Origin of the sequence: Serratia sp. (in: enterobacteria) (assembly GCF_052400455.1) — a bacterium.
Taxonomy (GTDB): Bacteria; Pseudomonadota; Gammaproteobacteria; order Enterobacterales; family Enterobacteriaceae; genus Serratia; species Serratia ureilytica.
In genome coordinates this window covers 2,020,368-2,038,701 of the sequence record NZ_CP185812.1, presented here as the reverse complement: position 1 = coordinate 2,038,701, position 18,334 = coordinate 2,020,368, and the positions used below count along the sequence as shown (strand labels likewise).

The window sequence follows — 18,334 nt, the reverse complement described above, 5'->3', positions numbered from 1 at the left end:
ATGTTCACCCTTCGTTATTCTGAGGCCAGCGCCAGGATCTTCTCCTGGTCCGCGTCGTCTTTGTCCAAAATGCCGGTGATGCGGCCGCCGTGCATCACCATCACCCGATCGCTCATGCCGAGGATCTCCGGCAGCTCCGAAGACACCAGAATGATGGCGACGCCGCGGTTGGCCAGCTCGCTGATCAGGCGGTAGATTTCCGCTTTGGCTCCCACGTCGATGCCGCGCGTCGGTTCGTCGAGGATCAGGATTTTCGGCTGCGCCAGCAGCCAGCGCGCGATCAGCACCTTCTGCTGGTTGCCGCCGCTGAGGTTATTGATGATCTGATCCATGGTCGGCGTTTTAATGTTGAGCTTCTTGATCTGCGCCATGCAGTCTTTGGCCATCTGCACATGGCTGACGAAGCCGTTCTTGCCGATGTATTCCGACAGGTTGACGATGCTCATGTTTTCGACCACCGACAGCACCAGAAACAGGCCGGACTTCTTGCGATCTTCGGTGAGAAACGCCAGCCCGCTCTCGATCGCCTTCGCCGGGGAATCCACCTTCACCGCCTGGCCTTCGATAAAGATCTCGCCGCCGTCCGCCGGGTGCATGCCGAACAGGCTTTCCATCACTTCGCTGCGTCCGGCGCCCACCAGCCCGGCGACGCCGAGGATCTCGCCGCGTTTGACGCTGAACGAGACGTCGTGGAACCAGCCGCTGCGGCGCAACCCGGCCACCCGCAGCACTTCCTCGCCGATGTTGTTGTTGAATTTGGGAAACATCTGCGTCAGCTCGCGCCCCACCATCATGGTGATCAGCGACTGTTTGGTCAGATTTTCGGTTTTGTCGCAGGCGATGAAGGTGCCGTCGCGGAAAATGCTCACTTCGTCGGTGATGGCGAAGATTTCGTCCATCTTGTGGCTGATGTAAATGATGCCCTTGCCCTGCTCGCGCAGCTCGCGAATGATGGCGAACAGGTGCACCACTTCACCTTCGGTCAGCGCCGAGGTCGGCTCATCCATGATCAGCACGTCGGCGTTGTAGGATACGGCCTTGGCGATCTCCACCATCTGCTGGCTGGCGATGCTCAGTTCGCCCACCAGCGTTTCCGGCCGCAGTTTGATGTTCAGCCGCGCCAGCAGCTCGCGGGTTTGTTCATTCAGCTGTTCGTGGTTGACGAACCCCAGCCGCGCCGGCTCACGCCCCAGCCAGATGTTTTCCGCCACCGTCATGTAGGGCACCAGGTTCAGCTCCTGGTGAATCATGGAAATGCCCGAATGCAGCGCCTGCAACGTGTCGCTGAAGGTCACCGGCCGGCCTTTGATTTTGATCGAGCCCTCATCCGGGTGATAGATGCCGATAAGGCATTTCATCAGCGTCGACTTGCCCGCGCCGTTTTCGCCCATCAGCGCATGCACGCTGCCGGGTTTGATTTTAATCGAGACCTTATCCAGCGCTTTGACGCCGGGGAACTGCTTGCTGATGCCTTCGGCCTCAAGAACATAAGGGTACATACCGCTTACCTCCGCACTGACCCACGTTTTCTGCCGCGGGCGCTCAGGTGGAGCGCCTGCGGCAGGCTTCAAGGCTTATTTTTTGTTTTTATCGGCGAATTGCTGGTAATTGGCCTGGGTGATCAACTGATAAGGGATCAGCACGTTGCTCTCCACCTTCTCGCCTTTCACCAACTGAACGGCGGTTTGCACCGCGCCTTCGCCCTGGCCTTTGGCGTCCTGGAACACGCTCAGCGCCAGATCGCCTTTTCTGATGAATTCCAGCGCATCGGGCGTGCCATCCACGCCGGCCACCCGCACGCCGGACTTTTTAGCCTGCTTGAGCGCCAGGATGGCGCCGATGGCCATTTCATCGTTGTTGGAGGCGATGGCGTCGATCTGCTGGCCGGTCAGCACCCAGTCAGTGGTGATATCCACCGCATCTTTACGCGTCCACTTGGCGGTTTGCTTATCGACAATCTTGATGCCGGGATAGTTGGCCGCCACCTCTTCCACGCCGCGGGTGCGGTCGCGGGTCGATTCATTCGACAGTTCTCCCATCAGGATCATCACGTTGCCCTTGCCGTTCATCAGCTTGGCCAACGCTTCCATCTGCAGTTTGCCGGCCAGCTTGGAATCGGAGCCGACGTAGGCCATGCCGGCCGGGAGCGTCACTTCCGGCTTGCGGTTGACGAACACCAGCGGGATCTTGGCGTTCTCGGCCAATTTGATCATCGGCTTGACGCCCTGGGTATCCACCGGGTTGAGGATGATGGCGTCGACGCCCTGGCTGACGAAGTTTTCGATTTGTTGAATTTGCTGCGCGATGTCGCCCTTGGCGTCTTCGAACTGGCCGCTGACGTTGCCGTCGGCTTTCATTTTGTTTTGCATCGACTGGCGCAGAATGGTGAGGAAGTTGTCATCGAAGTAAGCCATGGAAACGCCGATCTTGATGTCTTTCGCCAACACGCTGGCCGGCAGCATGCACATCAGTACGGAGGCGGCGATCAGTTTCTTCAGCTTCATGTTCGTTACCCTTTAATCGTTAGAATGAAGTGGTCTGTTGATTGACAGCTAATGAAAGATATTTTTTACATTCAAACAACATTACGGTCGGTATTATCCCTTTGATACGGCGAAATTACCGCGTTATCCCCGTATTAAGGCCGTGAACAAAATGGTGATCGATATCTCAAAACAGATTAAAAACAATCAATTGAAATAAACCCCTGGCAGAGCAAGCCGCGTCTTCGCCGCTTTTTTAAATGTTTATTTCATAATTGAGATTATTGAAACTTTTTAACCCAAACAAGCGAAACATGCGTTTTGGAATGGCTTATTAACAAAAACATGACACGGATCTAACAAATGCAGTGAAAGCCATCGGGTAACGCGCCCCGCGCGTGCGCCACGCCGGGCGTCGGCAAAAACTGCGAGCGGGCGCGCAGTTTGCGGTTTCCGCGTTTCCCGACCATCCTTACTCGGCAATAATGGACATATCCCTATCTCAGGAGGACCTGACATGCAGCTCAGCAGTAAGGTGCGGATGAACCGCCTGTTCAATAACGGCAAGTGCCTGGATGTGGCGATCGATCACGGCATCGCCAACGAACCGGATTTCTTAATCGGTCTGGAAGATATCGAACGGGTGATGGGCAACCTGATCGCCGCGCGCCCCGACGCCATTCAGGTCAACTACGGCCAGGCGGAGCTGCTGCAGCGCGCGCCGCAGCGCGAAAAGCCGGCGCTGGTGATGCGCACCGACGTCGGCAACGCCTATAACGCAGCACGCCACCGTGAGATGTGGGCGGTGTTGCACAACCCGGAAGCGCCGATCCTCGCCGCGCTGCAAATGGACGCCGCCGCGGTGGTGGTCAATCTGTATATGATCCCGGATGAACCCGGCATTTTCCGCCAGTGCGTAGAGAACATCGGCCGCCTGCGCCACGCCTGCGATCGCTACGCCATGCCGCTGATGATCGAACCGCTGGTGATGGCCCCGGCCGGCCAGGGCGCCGCCTACGGGTCGCTCGGCGACGTGGAAAAGATCGTGCCGCTGGTGCGGCTGGCGCGCGAACTGGGCGCCGACATCATCAAGGCCGACCCGACCGAACGGGTGGAAGATTTCCACCGCGTGGTGGAAGCGGCGCGCTGCCCGACGCTGGTGCGCGGCGGCGGCAAGGGGGAGCTGGGCCCGGTGCTGGAGAAATCCGCGGCGCTGATGGCCCAGGGCGCGTCCGGCATGGTCTATGGCCGCAACGTCTATCAACACAGCAATCCGTCGCAGGTGGTGCGCGCCCTGATGGCGATCATCCATCAAGGCGCCAGCGGCCAACAGGCGCTGGAGATCTACCACCAACAGTGACCCGCTTTTGTAACTAAAATAACCCCTTCGCGACCCGGCAGCATGCTATAACCTGCTGCCGGTAACTGCAGCTTGCCTCATTCCTCGCTAGAATACACCGTGATATCGCCATTCGGAGAACCGCCATGCCAAAACAACGGGTGCCGCTCAAGCTGAGCACCTCCATCACGCTGATGGTGTCCGCCATCATCGCTTCGGTGCTGCTGGTGGTGTTCGCGCTGTTTTTCGTGCAGATGAGCCGCGAAGGGCAAGATCAGCTGCAGCAAAAAGCCATCGCTATCGCCAACACGCTGGCGCTCTCGAGCACCGTGATAGACGGCCTGCAGCGACGCGATCAAAGCGGCGCCGTGCAGCGCTTCGCCGAGCAGGTGCGCCATCAAAACGAGCTGCTGTTCGTGGTGGTGGTGGATATGCAGGGCATCCGCTATTCGCATCCCAAACCCTGGCTGATCGGCAAACATTTCATCGGCGAAGATCTGGCGCCGGCGCTGCAGGGCAACGTCAACAGCGCTATCAACCGCGGCACGCTGGCCCCGGCGCTACGGGTGTTCGTGCCGGTGTATGACGAGCAACGGCGGCAAATCGGCGTGGTGGCGCTCGGCATCGCGCTGGACACCGTGCAGCGGGTGGTGGCGGAAAGCCGCTGGATCATCTATTGGACCATCGCCTTCGCCGCGCTGGTCGGCAGCCTGGGCACTTTTTTCCTGGTCTCCGCGCTCAAACGCATCATGCTGGGTTTCGAGCCTTACGAAATCTCCACCCTGTTCGAGCAGCGCAACGCCATGCTGCAGTCGATTAAAGAAGGCGTGATCGCGGTCGATAATGATTCCCGCATCACCATCGTCAACGACGAGGCCAAGCGCCTGCTGCGCCAGAGCGGCCCGGTGGAAAACCTGCTGCTGGACGCCGCCAGCAAGCATTGGCCGGCGCAGCTGCATCTGGCGGAAGTGCTGGCCAGCGGCAAGCCGCTGCGCGATCGACAGATCAGCTTCAACGGCAGCGAACTGCTGACCAATACCGTGCCGGTGATCGTCAACGGCCAGGTGACCGGCGCCATCGCCACCTTCCGCGACAAGACCGAGGTCAGCCGGCTGCTGCAGCGCCTGAGCGGCATGGCGCACTACGCCGATGCCCTACGGGTGCAGTCGCACGAATTTATGAACAAGCTGCACGTGATACTCGGCATGCTGCACATGAAGGCTTATCAGCAGTTGGAAAACTACATCATCAATACCGCCAGCAACTACCAGGAAGAGATCGGTGCGCTGCTGCGCAAGATCCACTCGCCGGAAGTGGCGGGCTTCTTCATCGGCAAGATCAGCCGCGCCCACGAAGCCGGCATCGAACTGACCATCGAGGAAACCAGCCTGCTGCCGGAAACCGACGACGCGGAAACCACGCACGTGCTGATCAGCGTGCTCGGCAACCTGATCGAAAACGCCATCGACGCCATCGACGGCGTTGAAGGCCACGAGATCGGCCTGAGCTTCCATCACCACGACGATCAATTACACTGTATCGTCAGCGACGACGGCCCCGGCATCGATCCGGAGATCGCCGCGCACATCTTTGAACACGGATTTTCCACCAAGGGAACGGGACGCGGCATCGGCCTGGCGCTGATCCGCAGCCATCTGGAGAAACTGGGCGGCGGCATCGATTTCGAGTCCGAACCGGGCGAGCTGACCCAATTTTTCGTGCACCTTCCCTATCAGGCCAAGAGCGGAACCCATGATTAACGTACTGATTGTCGACGACGACCCGATGGTGGCGGAGCTGAACAAATATTACCTGAGCCAGATCGGCGGTTTTCACTGCCAGGCGACGGTCGCCACCCTGGGCCAGGCGCGCGCCCTGCTGGCCGACGCCAGCGTCAGCATCGATCTGGTGCTGCTGGATATCTACATGCAGCAGGAGAACGGGCTGGATCTGCTGCCCGGCCTGCGCGAGCTCGGCGAGAAGACCGATGTGATCATCATCTCTTCCGCCAGCGATGTGAACACAGTGCAAAAGGCGCTGCACTACGGCGTGGTGGATTACCTGATCAAACCGTTCCAGTTCAGCCGCTTCAAGGAGGCGCTCAGCCACTATCGGCAACAGTCGCAGCTGCTGGCGCAGCGCGAGTTCTCGCAGGCCGACGTCGACAGCCTGCTGCGCCGCCAGCCCGGCGGCCAGGAGAGCAAAAAGCTGCCGAAGGGCCTGACCAGCATCACCCTGAGCACGGTCTGCGAGTGGATAGAACAGCAGCACGACAGCGAATTCTCCACCGACAACCTGGCCAACGCCATCGGCATTTCGCGGGTGTCCTGCCGCAAGTACCTCATCTACCTGGCGGAAAGCGGCATTCTCGGCACCCGCATTCTGTACGGCGCGACGGGCCGCCCGGTCTATCTGTATCAGCTGAAGCCGGATGCGATCGCCATGCTGAAAGAGCATTGCCGCCCGGCATAAACGACGCCGGGCGCTGCAAGCGCCCGGACGTTGAAAGCTAGAAGTTGTACATGTAACACCTCGCCTCGCGGTGAGGATCTTTCGAGTGTATCCGCAGGCAGCGCCGCTTTTTCTGCTGTTGCTCCAGGTGACGCTGCTGCCGCTTGGCGGCTTCTGCGGCCTCGCGCTGCTGTTCGCGTGCAATCGCCTGCTCATTGGCCTGCGTCAGGCTGTCGACATTCCACACCTTGTGGCGCAGCGCGCTGCGTTTTTTCTGGTACTCCTCGGGGACTTTATTGTCCTTCGGCGGCGCCGCGTGGTATTCCAAATCCACCCGCGCCTGCGCAAAGCAGGCGCAACACAGGGCCACGCCGGCCAACACTAGCCTTTTCATCGATAAACTCCTGACAAATCCCTGTTCTCATCTTTAGCAATTCAGCGGCCGGCCATTCAGCCAGGCGCGGCAATAAACGCCGACAAACGGCCGATGCGGCCCCGTCAGAGACGTCCGCCGCAGACGCAGCGACAGGCAACGGACGATATCGGCACCCTGCTCACAGGCCGTTCGGGCGCTCTGATGCCCCTGCGCGGAAGGTCTCGCCGCTTCCTGCGTTTGCAACCGGATTTCCAACGCTTCCCGCTCCGCACGCAGCAGCGCCAGCTGCATGCGCTCCGCCTGAATCTGTTCAGCCAACCAAATATGCTGCAACAAGCCATCCAGCCGCGCCGGACACCCCGCCGCAGAGGGACTTTCCGTCGAGGCGCCGGGCGAGGAATGGCGATCGATGAACGCCTGACTGCAAAATGAGGCCAGCAGCGCCAGCGCCGCAGCGATTAACGAAGGTAGTTTCAATACACAAGCTCCATGAATAAGCCGACTGGGGCGCGCCGCGAAAAACGACGCAGAGAACCGTTCAACAGCCGTTGAGTGAAGACACCTGAGGCTCCGCGGGATCGGGCGCATGTTGCCCTCCCGTCGCCGGCGCTTTCGCGTTTTCGGCATCGCATTCCGCCAGACGCGCCAAGGTTTCGGCCTCATTCTCCGTGGGCGGGGTCGGCTCAGCCATCTCTTGTCGCAGGCCATGCGCCAGCTCTTTCAATTTCTTCTGAAACAGCACGGGAGAAATTCCCTCGCATTGCCGATCGTAACGGGCCGCATTTGCTTGCAGACTCAACAACGACATTATCAACATGGCGACAATACGCTTTGCCATTGAAAACTCCTGTAAGGATGTCTGGGTATGTTGATATATATTCAACAAGCAGAGATTCATCGTTTAAAGATAAATAACGCATCGGAAAAACAGAGTAGCGAATTAATAATAAACCGTTCCACAATATCTTTGAGATAACGTCTGCCGCCCCGCCGAATAAAGAGCGGCGGTTAGCGCCCCCCTATTTTCGACCAGTCCAGCGTACCGCCGATACCGACCCGGCCTTCATTCAGCACGGCAGCGGCGGATTCGCCGGCGATAATGCGCTGTTTCTGTTCTCGCGTTGCGGGCTGCGGTGTTCCCCAATTCCCCCAGTGCGTGGAGGAGGATGAGGATGAAACAGTGGGGTGAATGGCACTGCATCCGTTTAATACAAGACACAATGCCAGAAGAGAATTACGCCATGTCATACTATTTCCCTTAAAATAACGCTATTGGTAGTGACGGTAAATGAAAAACGAGTTTATTTAGTTTAATAACTTTCGCCGCATGCAATCGCCTGCGACAAAAAGAATACGCAAGTGTTAATCACCCGTTATTTTAATTAACCTGAATCAAACAAATATCGTTCAATAAGACAACGCTAATCGCAGAAATGGGCCAGCAGGCTCAGCGCACTTCCGAGTGCGCTGGGATCTTACTCTTCGCCGTCCGGCTGCCAGGCCAGCAGATCGCCAGGCTGGCAGTCGAGAATGCGGCAGATCTTGTCCAGCGTTTCCAGCCTGACTCCCTTGACCTTGCCGTTTTTCAACAGAGACAGGTTTTGCTCGGTGATCCCCACCTGCTCCGCCAGCTCCTTTGAACGCATCTTCCTTTTGGCCAACATGACATCAAGACTTACGATTATTGCCACTCTATTCTCACACGAAAGAAAGCTGTTCTTCATTCAGCCGCAACGCTTCCAGAAATACCCGGCTAAATACCAGGATTGCGCAGCCTACGATCAGCGAGCGCACCGACTCGCTATTGACGCCATAATAAAGGATAAACAGCATTTTTTCATCGGCGGTCAATACCATTACCTGCAGCAGACCGGCTAACGACGGGAACAACACATCGACGATCAGCAAGATGCCAATGATCTGCAACAGCACCATATTGTTGCGATGCCACACGTTGCCGCGGAAGAATTGATAAAACAGCCCGGCGCCGCACAGCAGCGCGCTGTAATAGGGCAAATAACCAAGCATGTCGATAACCAGCGTGGCGAACAGCGCCCAGCGTTGCTGCGGGATCGCGTAGGCGAGCAGCTCCGGGTAATATTCCCGGTAAGAGGCGACGATATCGCGATAGGCTACGCCCTGCAGCCAGTCCCGCACGATGATGAACATCTCAACGCCGGTGCTGACGATCAGCATCGCCATAATGAGCAAACACAGACAACGCACATACAGCGGCAGATGGATCCTTGGCGCAGCGCCCATAATTTTCTATCCCTTAATCAACAGCAATAAATTATCGTAAAACGATAATTTATTGCTGTCAATGATCAAGTGGACTGATGAGTCAGGCAGTGGTCGCCAACGCGCGCACAATAAAAAAGGCCGGGCTAACCCGACCTTGTTTGACCGCTCGACGCGCTTAGACCAGTTCGATCACGTCGAAGTTGGCTTCGCCGCTCAGATCGGCATCGTAATCAACGCCCTGCAGACCGAAGCCGAACAGGCGCAGGAATTCCGCCTTGTAGCCCTGGTAATCCGTCAGTTCGTTGATGTTGCTGTCGTTCAGCTGCTTCCAGATTTCACGGCAGGTTTCCTGCACTTCGTCACGCAGTTCCCAGTCATCCAGGCGCAGACGGTGTTTCTCGTCGGTATCCGGCGCCGCACCGCTGTACAGCTTGGTGGCGAACAGACGCTGGATCTGCTCGATGCAGCCTTCGTGAATGCCCTGCTCCTTCATGATCTTGAACACGATGGAGATATACAGCGGCATCACCGGAATGGCGGAAGAAGCCTGTGTCACCACCGACTTGAGCACCGCAACGTAAGCCGCGCCGCCTTTGGCCTGCAGCTTCTGGTTGATGGCGTGCGCCGCGCGATCCAGATCTTCTTTCGCCTTGCCCAGCGTACCGTGCCAATAGATTGGCCAGGTCAGATCGGTACCGATGTAGGAGTAAGCGACAGACTGCGCGTTATCCGCCAACACGCCCGCTTCGTCCAGCGCGTCCATCCACAGCTGCCAGTCCTGGCCGCCCATCACCTTCACGGTGTCGGCGATTTCTTGCTCGTTGGCCGGCTCGACCACGGCCTCAACCAGCACGTCTTTGTTGGTGTCCAGCGCGACGGATTTGTACGGCTCGCCGATCGGCTTCAGTGCGGAACGCACCACTTCGCCCGTTTCCGGCATCTTACGCACCGGCGAAGCCAGCGAGTAAACCACCAGGTCAACCTGACCCAGGTCTTTCTTGATCAGATCGATAACGGTCTGACGGCACTCGTTGGAAAATGCGTCGCCGTTGATGCTTTTCGCGTACAGGCCTTCTTCTTTAGCTGCCTTGTCGAAACCGGCGGAGTTGTACCAACCGGCGGAACCGGTTTTGCCTTCGCTGCCAGGCTTCTCGAAAAATACGCCGATGGTGGCCGCACCGCTGCCGAAAGCGGCATTGATGCGCGAGGCCAGACCGTAACCGGTGGATGCACCAATGACCAGCACCTTTTTAGGCCCGTTTTTCAGTTCGCCGCGCGACTTAACGTAAGCGATTTGCTCACGGACGTTGGCTTCACAGCCTGCCGGGTGAGCGGTGGTGCAGATAAAACCACGAATTTTAGGTTTGATAATCATAGTAATTTTTTCTTGGTAGCTAAAAACCGAAGGACAATATACCTGATTTTCTCGATATACTTAAGAAAGTGCGAAAACAAGCGCAGTGAACAGACCAGTTTAGTCGAGGGATCAGGGTTGCCCAACTCCGCATCGTGATGCCTCCACGCGCCACGCTTCGCACCCTCAGCGCGTTCAAGCCTTCCCTCTTAAAATCAGCAAAAGTTGATCATGCTTCTGGCGTTGCGTTATGGTGTGGCTGTTTTTCGGTCGAAATCCAGGGAGGAACAAAGAAAAATGGATAATCCACTGTTACTAAAGGAACGTTTAAATACCTACTCGCAAACGATGGCTCGTCAACAAGGACGTATGCTTTTAGAACTCTCAGAGCGCGTTAATAAATAGGGACTTTTTAAAAGATCGGACAGTCGGTAATGCCTTCAGACATGAGATGCACTGCTTTGTGAATGATAAATTGCAAAAATGCCAACAAGTAGGTGAAGCGGCGAATGTTGCAATGAGAGAAATGAAGCAAGAATATCAATCGCTTTCTGAGCAAGAGCGCTTATTGCGAACTGACGCCGTGACGCCTTATGCCGTAATGAGAAAGAAAGTCAATCATGACGCCGTAGTGACCTACGTGTTAGCCGGCGTTGGCTTCCTCTCGGGAATAGCACAAATTTTACTCGGCGAGGGCTTGGATTGGACTGGCGTCGGTGCCATTCCAGGAACGTTACTTTTAATCAATGGCATCAATAATGTCTACGAAAACGGTTATACGCTATTATTTGGCAAGAATACTATTGGTCCAGGCCGAATGATGTACCGCTCTGCGGCTTCAACGCTAGGCTATTCTCATTCCGCAGCAGACATGGCGTTAGGTGGCGTAGACTTACTGTTATCAGGCTATGGTTTACTAAAACTGTCGCTGAAACCCGAAGCCTGGCGATTATTTCGTTACATCAATACAGACTATATTCGCGGTTGGAGGAACATGGGAAGAGCCAGCTTGATGCTTGAAGGTGGCGCAGATGTCTCAACCCTTAATTCCATTTATAAAAGCAGCCAGGAACAGTGATGGAACCGACTTTATATTATATTTTTTCTACTCTCGCTGCCGCGGCCTGTCTGGCCGTGAAATACGTCTTCAGACCGTCTCTGGGTTCCAAGGGTTATGTCGTTCTGGTTACGATATGCTTTTTAATCCTTTGCTGGCAATTTACCCTTTTTGCCAACGGCAACACGATGTTTATTGCTGACTCTGAAACATGGGCCAAAGAAAATTGGCCTCTACGCTACTGTGCGCTGGGGTTTGCTCTTGCACATGCCTTCGCCACTTTCGAATCCTCCAAAAGAAAGAAAAAAGACAAACTTTCCTGAAAACGTCACCACCAAATGAAACGCCATTTGGTGGTGACAAGGTAGATCCATTACGCTTTGTTCTTTTCCAACTGCTCGATCAGCGTGTAACGCAGCGATGAGGCGTCGGCCGGTACGTTCTCCACCGGGGTGACGCGCACTTTCAGCCGATACTGATAGCCTGGTTCGAAGGTGAAACCCTCGATGCCGGTATAGAACAACTCCCACGGCTGCTGCGCGGAGCGGCGCACCTGCATGCACTTCATCGGGCCGACGCCCACGCAGTCCACCAGCGCGCTGTTGACCAACAACACTTCCGTTTGGCCGCCTTTCTCGTTTGCGGGCTGATTCATCGAGGTTCCCTCCTGGCTGCAGCCGGCCAGCGCGGCCAACGCAACAAATAACAACGCTTTAATTTTCAATGTACTGCACCAATAGTCATCCAGGGGCGCCATGCTAACAAATTAACCGGCTCAAGAGAACGGATAGCGATACGGATCCACACGCCCAAAATATCATTCCTCGGTGCTCTATCAGTCTGGAAAATATCGCAAAATAAACCCCCTGTTCTTATCCGAACCGGTAATTACCCCCGCTATTTTTTCTGTTAAAAACAGCTGGCTTGCGCAAGCTTTACTGAATTTAACTGAATCGATAAAGAGGGAATTTTATGCAAGAGATCGATGCCAAACACTTTCACCTGATCGCCGGCGCCGGTAACTTTGCCGACAACCGCGGCAGCAATGGCCGCGTCAACAACAACGGCGGCAACAAGAACGGGGGCGGGTCATCCAATCAGGGATTCTACGGCAAGCACACCTCGCCGGATTGCGTTAACGGCGTGATCACCGGTTCTCTGGGCGGCCTTGGCGGCCTGGCGGTGGGCGCGCTCAACGGCGGCTGCTTCAAGGAAGGCAGCAAAGGCGGCGGCAACGTCGGTATGGGGAAAGGCGGCAACAAAAACAGCGGCAGCAACTGCAATAGCAATAAAGGCGGCAATACCTGTTCGCGCTAAGCGGTTTTAATTAATCAAAGCCCCGGCTGAACCTCTCCGTTCGGTCGGTGCTTTCCGTATTTTTGGTGATAACCATGTTTAAACTGTTTCGTACCTTATGCCTGCTGCTCGGCTTCTGGATCGCCACCCTGCTGCTCAGCGGCGCGGGGGTCTCCTTTACCCACGGCTACGCCGCGCCTAAAAATCTGTCGCATTTCGTCGTCTCGCTGGTGGTGGTCGGCGCCATCCTGCTGTGGATCCATAAATTGCTGCGGTTCTTTTTTGCCGAAAAATTTGAGAAGAAACCGCGCTAAGCCGTGTTCTTATTGGGAGCGCCGCCCGCAACGATAAAACCGGCATCGCGAATCGCCGCCTTAACCTGCCTGGCGTCCATCACGGCCGTTTTCACATAGCCAAAAAAGGCCACCCGTGCGCTGGGCAAACGGATTGGCGTCGCCAGTTGGGCCATAAGATCACGATTGCGCTGCGCCATCAGCTCGGCGCGCGACTGCCAAAACGCGGTGGCATCGGCGCGTGTTTCAGTGGCGGTGTCGAACCGAGAGGCCAACTCGCTGAGCGCCTCCCACTCCGCCAACAGGGCGGCGATCACTTCAGGATTAGCCACCTGCTCCCAGTCAGAGGGTAAGGCCCCCTCACGCCACGCCTCGAGATAGCCGGGCAACATCATCTTTAATTGACTCAGTTGCTCGTTCACTGCGGGTTACCTTTTATAGCGCCTGATGCCGGGATATTTCCCATAATGACACTCTCGTTAAACCGTTGATGGGAGCAATGGCCGAAGCTTATCAGCGCCATAGATGACGTAATGACTTTTGGTGCGGCCAAATTAGCGATAGGTGCGGTTGGGGGGAATGGAGATCGGGTTGGGATGTAATCGCCAGATCAAAAGTGTGATTTTCGCTCTGGCGACCACACTGGCCAAGCATTGAAACATCTCCCCATGTCCGTTATGTTACAACCATAAAAATTTCGAGGGATGGAAGTGAACAACACAGAGATAGTGGAACGGATAGTAAAAGTCATTGCCTCCCCAGAGACAGTTGTGGGGCTGCTTGACGGCGCAATGTCTGTGCCTGTCGATTTTGGCTATCTAGCTCTGGGCATTTTTGACACAAGCAATCGTCGCAAGATGGAAGACGAACGCATTCGCATGATGCGGGCAATAAAGTCCGGTTTATTGAACTATCATCAAGTTATCAGGACGACTAAAATCATCATCGATGCATTCACCGCGCACATCCCACAAGAGACGCAAGACAAAATATTTAGGGCCGTAGGCTCCGCATCCGCCGGCAGAATGCTTACCACCTCTCTGATTTCATCCAGAATAGTGAATAGCATCATATCAGCAGGTGGTGCGGCCATGATTACCCGAGGTGCAGGCGTTGCTACAAGCTTCACGCTGATGGCTGGCGGAATGATAGAACGAAGCATATACAAATCAATCGGTCTCGAACGTATGCATAGTGTCGTTTACTACAAGCTTAGAAGTGCCGGGAATTTGGACTTTATATACTTTTTAGTTCAACCCTATGTTGATCCATTCATAGAGGCTTTGGCTGTACGTAAAAACCAAGGTGATGCAGAGTTTAATAGATTGCTGAAAAACATTGAGGAAAAAATGAAATGAGAAAAGATAGCATCCATATCCGCATATTCTCTTTTTTCTTTGAATTTTTCTATCAGTTAATCGGAGGAATTGGTTTTTTATTGTGTATCTATTTTTTCTTTAGCTTCGACACGATAACTCAGCGCGTCGTTGCCATTTTATCGACAATAGCAATATTTTGTATCATTTGCTGGCTCGGCGACAGCCTCATCAAAAAGCTACGAGGTTATTGATGCTATCAGGCCGACGAGTGCTGGCCATAATTCATCAATGGGCCTTCTATGTAGAGAACCTCAGCGGGTCGCCGAATACGTAGCGCCGGTGTTCAATCGTTGAGTTGTACGGCATATACACCTGGCAGCACGTACCAACATCACCTCTGCTCGAAACACTTTAGCGTGCAACTACAGCCTCTGGGTAGATGCGCTGGCCACTTAAGCCAACATCTATCCCGACCGTCACTCCCAGTTAAAAAAGTCAATCTATAGCGCCCTCATGTTAAATACAAATTCATTTGTCTCGTAGTAAATTTCACATTGACTAAGATAACTCACATTTACATCATTCACAGGCGAAAAATCAAATACCCCAATAAATTTTAAATATAATCCGGGTCTATTTCAATCACTCACAGTTTTTCTATCGAAGATTTTATTATTTCCATTTCTTCATCTGACGGGGTGACCGTGAATTGAAGCCCTATGATATTCTCATCCATAGTACGAATAGAAGGTATTTCTATACCAGATGAATCACTTAGATCGAGAAACATATCTAAAACAGCCTTTCCTTTATTACCTATCCCTGGTCTTTTAAAGTAGATGTTTTTATTACCTTCATGCTTATTCCATCTACCTACGTTATCCCCGACAGTAATTTTACTATTGCTACTTTTATTTAACTGCATAGCTATCGATTTCTTGAGATCTTTGAACTCTTCAAGTAATACCTCATTAAACCCCGCTTCCCTTTCGTCAAGCTTTGAAACTTTGAATGTTCCGAATTGTTTTAGGAAGGTCGAATACTCTGCATCTTCAACAGAACGTCGATATGTCTCCAATATTTTACCTTCCAACTTCTTCTTAAAATCGTTAATAGATTGATATCTAAGATCAGATGGGTATTCTAGATGTTCAATTGCAGATATATCAAATGAGAATGGGGTTTGATTATCCTTTACAATTATGGTCGCTTTATCGAACGCAAGCCTCATACCCAACTCAAACATGACATTAGCGTTTCGTGAACTGATATCACAAATCACAATTGGGTTGCTGTATATATTTTGAACTATTCTTTTGTGGATAACGCCAATGTCATCATCAAAGCTAACCATTCTTGGGTTGAAATTAGCCTTAGATGCGACCTCGCATAAAATATCGTACACATCCCCCCAATGCCTATCAGGATAACCAGGAGTGCTAGCTATTGGCATGATTATTCCGCAAATAGGTTGACCATTAACCCCTTGGTCATCCGAATCAACTTCTTCTATATTACTCGAATTATTAGCCCGCTTCTCTTTTACCATTTTATTACCTCAATAATTATCTCAATAAAATGCATATGTTTGGTACATCTTAATTTTAAGTTAGTTAACAATCAATCATCCAAAGCATAGTTTCTGAAGAGAATAAATACTCTCGGAGTTTATACTGGCAAGTAGAAAATCCAAGTTTAACAATGACAATTGCTCGGCCATGGTTTATGCCCACGATTCGACCGTCAGAGACTTCAGGATAAGCAGCCCCCGATCGAGGAGCATGCGGAGCACCAGCTCGATGCTTTCAGGAGAACACCCCACCCGCAAAAACCCCCCTGATAGTTCGATCCATCCCGACGGGCTAACGAAAAAATTTGTCGCCGCGCGGAAAGCATCAGGTTTGGAATTTCAGGAAAGCCCGCCGACGTTCCACGAGCTCCGAAGCCTGTCCGGCCGCCTGTACGAAAAGCAGAACGACAAGGCACTTGCTCAAAAAGCTGCTGGGGCATACAACGGAAATGATGACGCTGAAATATCTCAAAACGAGGGGGAAAGAGTACGTGATGCTGTAAAAGACCGAATATCAAAATTCGGACATATTTCGGACATTTTCGGACAAACGAAAATAAATCCTTCAAAATCAAAAACTCAAAAAAAGACCGAATACGATTCCTTTATAAGAATAAGAATGAAAATATCCTTTTTTAACAACGTGTTATCAAACCTTTGGTCTTTGCAATCCCTTGCTATACCTTGCATTCCATGCTTTTAATTTCAGATAGTTACCAGAACCCTCGGAACAATTCGGAATAATTTAGGTACTAACACTCCCAATCACAAAGGCTAATATACGCGCGCACGCGGCAGATCACTCAACCGTGTCGTGTATGCCGGTGACAGCAGCTCACGCTTCATTGACCACACCTGATGCGCCCCTTGTCCTGCGAACCACAGTTTTGTCCTGCCAGAGTTATTGATTCGATCAAGCACCCCCATCAGTTGCTCACTGTTATGCCGTGGTTTGTACTCGTCGAACAACCCCAACTGAGCCACGCCCTGACTGTAAAAATCCTGCAGCATCACGCCGCCTTTTTGATACCGATGACCGGGTTGCCAAATCGCATCCAGACAACGCATAGCCGCGGCGATAATGTCGCGAGTATCCTGTGTGGGCGTGCTCAGTTTTATGCTTGCGGTGTTGCCGTAGTATTCCTCATTGATGGCAAATGGGCTGGTTTTGAGCCACGCACTGACGTGCCGGCAATACTGGTGTTCCTCCCTCAACTTCTCAGCGGCACGCGTCGCATACATGCAAATAGCCTGATGCATCTGGTCATACTCGGTGATCCGGTCACCAAAGCTGCGGCTGCAGATGATCTGTTGTTTTGTCGGCGCAAACTCCTCCAACTCGAGACAAGGCTGGCCGCGCAACTCTCGCACCGTTCGCTCTATCACAACGCTGAAATGCTTGCGGATCATCGTAGTGCTTGCATCGGCCAGTTGTAGTGCTGTTTCAATCCCCATCATGTTGAGCTTTTTCGATATCCGGCGTCCGATACCCCAGACCTCATCGACCGGCACGAGGCCCATCAATTTGCGCTGGCGCCCTTCATTTGATAGATCCACTACTCCGCCGGTCTTGTCCCACTTCTTCGCCGCGAAGTTTGCCAGCTTGGCTAACGTCTTGGTTTGGGCAATGCCAACGCCCACAGTTAGCCCTGTGTTGCGCAGTACCTTGGCCCTCACCTGACGACCGAAAGTATCCAGATCAATGCAGTTACGAACGCCAGTCAGATCAAGGAAACTTTCGTCAATTGAATACACTTCCACGCGAGGCGCCATCTCTTCTAAAACAGCCATCACACGCTGAGACATGTCTGCGTATAACTCATAGTTGCTGCTGAACGCGATGCCCCCTGCGCGCTCAAATTCCCGCTTAATTTTGAAATATGGTTCTCCCATCTTTAGCCCTAACGCCTTCGCTTCCTTGCTCCTGGCTACGACACATCCGTCGTTATTCGACAGAACGACAACAGGGCGCCCTCGCAGATCTGGGCGCCACAACGTTTCGCAGCTCGCGTAGAAGCTGTTCACATCAGCAAGCGCGTACATCACTTGAGCCTCGTTATCGACGACACAACAACGCCCATAACCTCCAGGTCGTCGCCACCATCATGGAGCAGGATCGGCTCATACTTCGGGTTCATAGGTTCCAGTTGCGCGCGAGGATGCAAACAGAGGCGTTTTACGGTGAACTCGCCGGCTATGCTGGCAATCACTATATCGCCATGGGCCGGACTGATGCTGCGGTCAACCACAAGCATAGAACCCTCAGTGATCCCGGCCTCAAGCATGGAGTCACCTGTCGCATAGAGAAAATAGGTCGCATTCGGATGGCTGATACAATACTCGTTCAGATCGATGCGCGAGCTGACGTAATCTGCTGCTGGACTGGGAAACCCCGCCGGCACCTTGTCAGCGAACAGCGGGATTTTGAGCTTGGTTGGGTTTGGTGTTGGATAAAAGAAAGTCATAATGTTGCCTTGTTACTGTGTTTTTATACAGTATATGCGCAAGATTTTGACGGGGGAAAGTTCGGAATTTTGTTAGAACGATAGGAT

Annotated in this window: 22 protein-coding genes; 9 read left to right on the top strand and 13 right to left on the bottom strand. The window is 53.5% G+C overall.

Annotated features, from left to right (window positions below):
* Window positions 1–14 precede the first annotated feature (14 nt).
* Both ACORQT_RS09915 and ACORQT_RS09910 read right to left on the bottom strand, forming a co-directional pair.
* Complete coding sequence (locus tag ACORQT_RS09915; RefSeq protein ID WP_033642731.1) at window positions 15–1,499, bottom strand: sugar ABC transporter ATP-binding protein; 1,485 nt, start codon at window positions 1,497–1,499, stop codon at window positions 15–17.
* Window positions 1,500–1,574: 75 nt separating this feature from the next.
* Window positions 1,575–2,504, bottom strand: a complete 930-nt coding sequence (locus tag ACORQT_RS09910) for a sugar ABC transporter substrate-binding protein (protein ID WP_033652022.1) — start codon at window positions 2,502–2,504, stop codon at window positions 1,575–1,577.
* Window positions 2,505–3,000: 496 nt separating this feature from the next.
* On the opposite strand from ACORQT_RS09910, the gene ACORQT_RS09905 reads away from it, so the two are divergent.
* The 3 genes from ACORQT_RS09905 (at window position 3,001) to dcuR (ending at window position 6,294) form a co-directional block, all read left to right on the top strand.
* Window positions 3,001–3,843: a class I fructose-bisphosphate aldolase gene (locus ACORQT_RS09905; protein WP_033642729.1), complete on the top strand. Its 843-nt coding sequence runs from the start codon at window positions 3,001–3,003 to the stop codon at window positions 3,841–3,843.
* A 125-nt stretch (window positions 3,844–3,968) separates the two neighbouring features.
* Window positions 3,969–5,582, top strand: a complete 1,614-nt coding sequence (locus tag ACORQT_RS09900; RefSeq protein WP_164057140.1) for a sensor histidine kinase — start codon at window positions 3,969–3,971, stop codon at window positions 5,580–5,582.
* Complete coding sequence (dcuR, locus tag ACORQT_RS09895) at window positions 5,575–6,294, top strand: two-component system response regulator DcuR (protein ID WP_033642727.1); 720 nt, start codon at window positions 5,575–5,577, stop codon at window positions 6,292–6,294. The genes ACORQT_RS09900 and dcuR overlap by 8 nt, the downstream gene beginning before the upstream one ends.
* Before the next feature lie 37 nt (window positions 6,295–6,331).
* On the opposite strand, the gene ACORQT_RS09890 is transcribed toward dcuR, so the two are convergent.
* The 6 genes from ACORQT_RS09890 to fabV form a co-directional block, all read right to left on the bottom strand.
* Complete coding sequence (locus ACORQT_RS09890; RefSeq protein WP_047575793.1) at window positions 6,332–6,667, bottom strand: hypothetical protein; 336 nt, start codon at window positions 6,665–6,667, stop codon at window positions 6,332–6,334.
* A gap of 33 nt (window positions 6,668–6,700) precedes the next feature.
* Complete coding sequence (locus ACORQT_RS09885; protein ID WP_089191557.1) at window positions 6,701–7,126, bottom strand: hypothetical protein; 426 nt, start codon at window positions 7,124–7,126, stop codon at window positions 6,701–6,703.
* A gap of 61 nt (window positions 7,127–7,187) precedes the next feature.
* Window positions 7,188–7,487: a hypothetical protein gene (locus tag ACORQT_RS09880; RefSeq protein WP_033642724.1), complete on the bottom strand. Its 300-nt coding sequence runs from the start codon at window positions 7,485–7,487 to the stop codon at window positions 7,188–7,190.
* Window positions 7,488–8,124: 637 nt separating this feature from the next.
* Window positions 8,125–8,340: a helix-turn-helix domain-containing protein gene (locus ACORQT_RS09875; RefSeq protein WP_025302459.1), complete on the bottom strand. Its 216-nt coding sequence runs from the start codon at window positions 8,338–8,340 to the stop codon at window positions 8,125–8,127.
* Window positions 8,341–8,347: 7 nt separating this feature from the next.
* Window positions 8,348–8,911 (bottom strand): DUF2975 domain-containing protein, encoded by a 564-nt coding sequence (locus ACORQT_RS09870; protein WP_033642723.1) that lies wholly within the window; start codon window positions 8,909–8,911, stop codon window positions 8,348–8,350.
* A gap of 157 nt (window positions 8,912–9,068) precedes the next feature.
* The gene (fabV, locus tag ACORQT_RS09865) at window positions 9,069–10,268 is read right to left on the bottom strand and encodes an enoyl-ACP reductase FabV (protein ID WP_033642722.1); all 1,200 of its coding nucleotides are present in this window, start codon (window positions 10,266–10,268) and stop codon (window positions 9,069–9,071) included.
* A 442-nt stretch (window positions 10,269–10,710) separates the two neighbouring features.
* Between fabV and ACORQT_RS09860 the strand changes: the two genes are divergently transcribed.
* Window positions 10,711–11,325: a DUF4225 domain-containing protein gene (locus tag ACORQT_RS09860; protein WP_164057142.1), complete on the top strand. Its 615-nt coding sequence runs from the start codon at window positions 10,711–10,713 to the stop codon at window positions 11,323–11,325.
* Window positions 11,325–11,627, top strand: a complete 303-nt coding sequence (locus tag ACORQT_RS09855; RefSeq protein ID WP_042784229.1) for a hypothetical protein — start codon at window positions 11,325–11,327, stop codon at window positions 11,625–11,627. The genes ACORQT_RS09860 and ACORQT_RS09855 overlap by 1 nt, the downstream gene beginning before the upstream one ends.
* Window positions 11,628–11,677: 50 nt before the next feature.
* Here ACORQT_RS09855 and ACORQT_RS09850 read toward each other — a convergent pair whose 3' ends face one another.
* A complete protein-coding gene (locus tag ACORQT_RS09850; protein ID WP_004940949.1) occupies window positions 11,678–12,028 on the bottom strand; it encodes a DUF4377 domain-containing protein in 351 nt (116 codons plus the stop codon).
* Between the two features lie 248 nt (window positions 12,029–12,276).
* Here ACORQT_RS09850 and ACORQT_RS09845 point away from each other — a divergent pair, with 248 nt between their 5' ends.
* Together ACORQT_RS09845 and ACORQT_RS09840 are read left to right on the top strand one after the other, a co-directional pair.
* On the top strand, window positions 12,277–12,621 hold the full coding sequence (locus ACORQT_RS09845) for a hypothetical protein (RefSeq protein ID WP_033642719.1): 345 nt from the start codon (window positions 12,277–12,279) through the stop codon (window positions 12,619–12,621).
* A gap of 74 nt (window positions 12,622–12,695) precedes the next feature.
* Window positions 12,696–12,914, top strand: coding sequence for a hypothetical protein (locus ACORQT_RS09840; RefSeq protein ID WP_033640661.1), 219 nt, complete (start codon window positions 12,696–12,698; stop codon window positions 12,912–12,914).
* Here the strand turns inward: ACORQT_RS09840 and ACORQT_RS09835 are convergent.
* A complete protein-coding gene (locus tag ACORQT_RS09835; protein WP_164057143.1) occupies window positions 12,911–13,315 on the bottom strand; it encodes a hypothetical protein in 405 nt (134 codons plus the stop codon). The two genes, ACORQT_RS09840 and ACORQT_RS09835, sit on opposite strands and share 4 nt — an antisense overlap.
* Window positions 13,316–13,597: 282 nt before the next feature.
* Here ACORQT_RS09835 and ACORQT_RS09830 point away from each other — a divergent pair, with 282 nt between their 5' ends.
* On the top strand, window positions 13,598–14,251 hold the full coding sequence (locus ACORQT_RS09830; protein WP_042784228.1) for a hypothetical protein: 654 nt from the start codon (window positions 13,598–13,600) through the stop codon (window positions 14,249–14,251).
* A 607-nt stretch (window positions 14,252–14,858) separates the two neighbouring features.
* Here the strand turns inward: ACORQT_RS09830 and ACORQT_RS09825 are convergent.
* Complete coding sequence (locus tag ACORQT_RS09825) at window positions 14,859–15,761, bottom strand: hypothetical protein (protein WP_164057144.1); 903 nt, start codon at window positions 15,759–15,761, stop codon at window positions 14,859–14,861.
* A 250-nt stretch (window positions 15,762–16,011) separates the two neighbouring features.
* Between ACORQT_RS09825 and ACORQT_RS09820 the strand changes: the two genes are divergently transcribed.
* Window positions 16,012–16,485: a hypothetical protein gene (locus ACORQT_RS09820; protein ID WP_444859392.1), complete on the top strand. Its 474-nt coding sequence runs from the start codon at window positions 16,012–16,014 to the stop codon at window positions 16,483–16,485.
* Window positions 16,486–16,556: 71 nt separating this feature from the next.
* Here ACORQT_RS09820 and umuC read toward each other — a convergent pair whose 3' ends face one another.
* Window positions 16,557–17,825, bottom strand: a complete 1,269-nt coding sequence (gene umuC, locus ACORQT_RS09815; RefSeq protein WP_444859391.1) for a translesion error-prone DNA polymerase V subunit UmuC — start codon at window positions 17,823–17,825, stop codon at window positions 16,557–16,559.
* Window positions 17,825–18,247: a translesion error-prone DNA polymerase V autoproteolytic subunit gene (gene umuD / locus ACORQT_RS09810; RefSeq protein WP_033637997.1), complete on the bottom strand. Its 423-nt coding sequence runs from the start codon at window positions 18,245–18,247 to the stop codon at window positions 17,825–17,827. Before umuD ends, umuC begins: the two co-directional genes overlap by 1 nt.
* Window positions 18,248–18,334 lie beyond the last annotated feature (87 nt).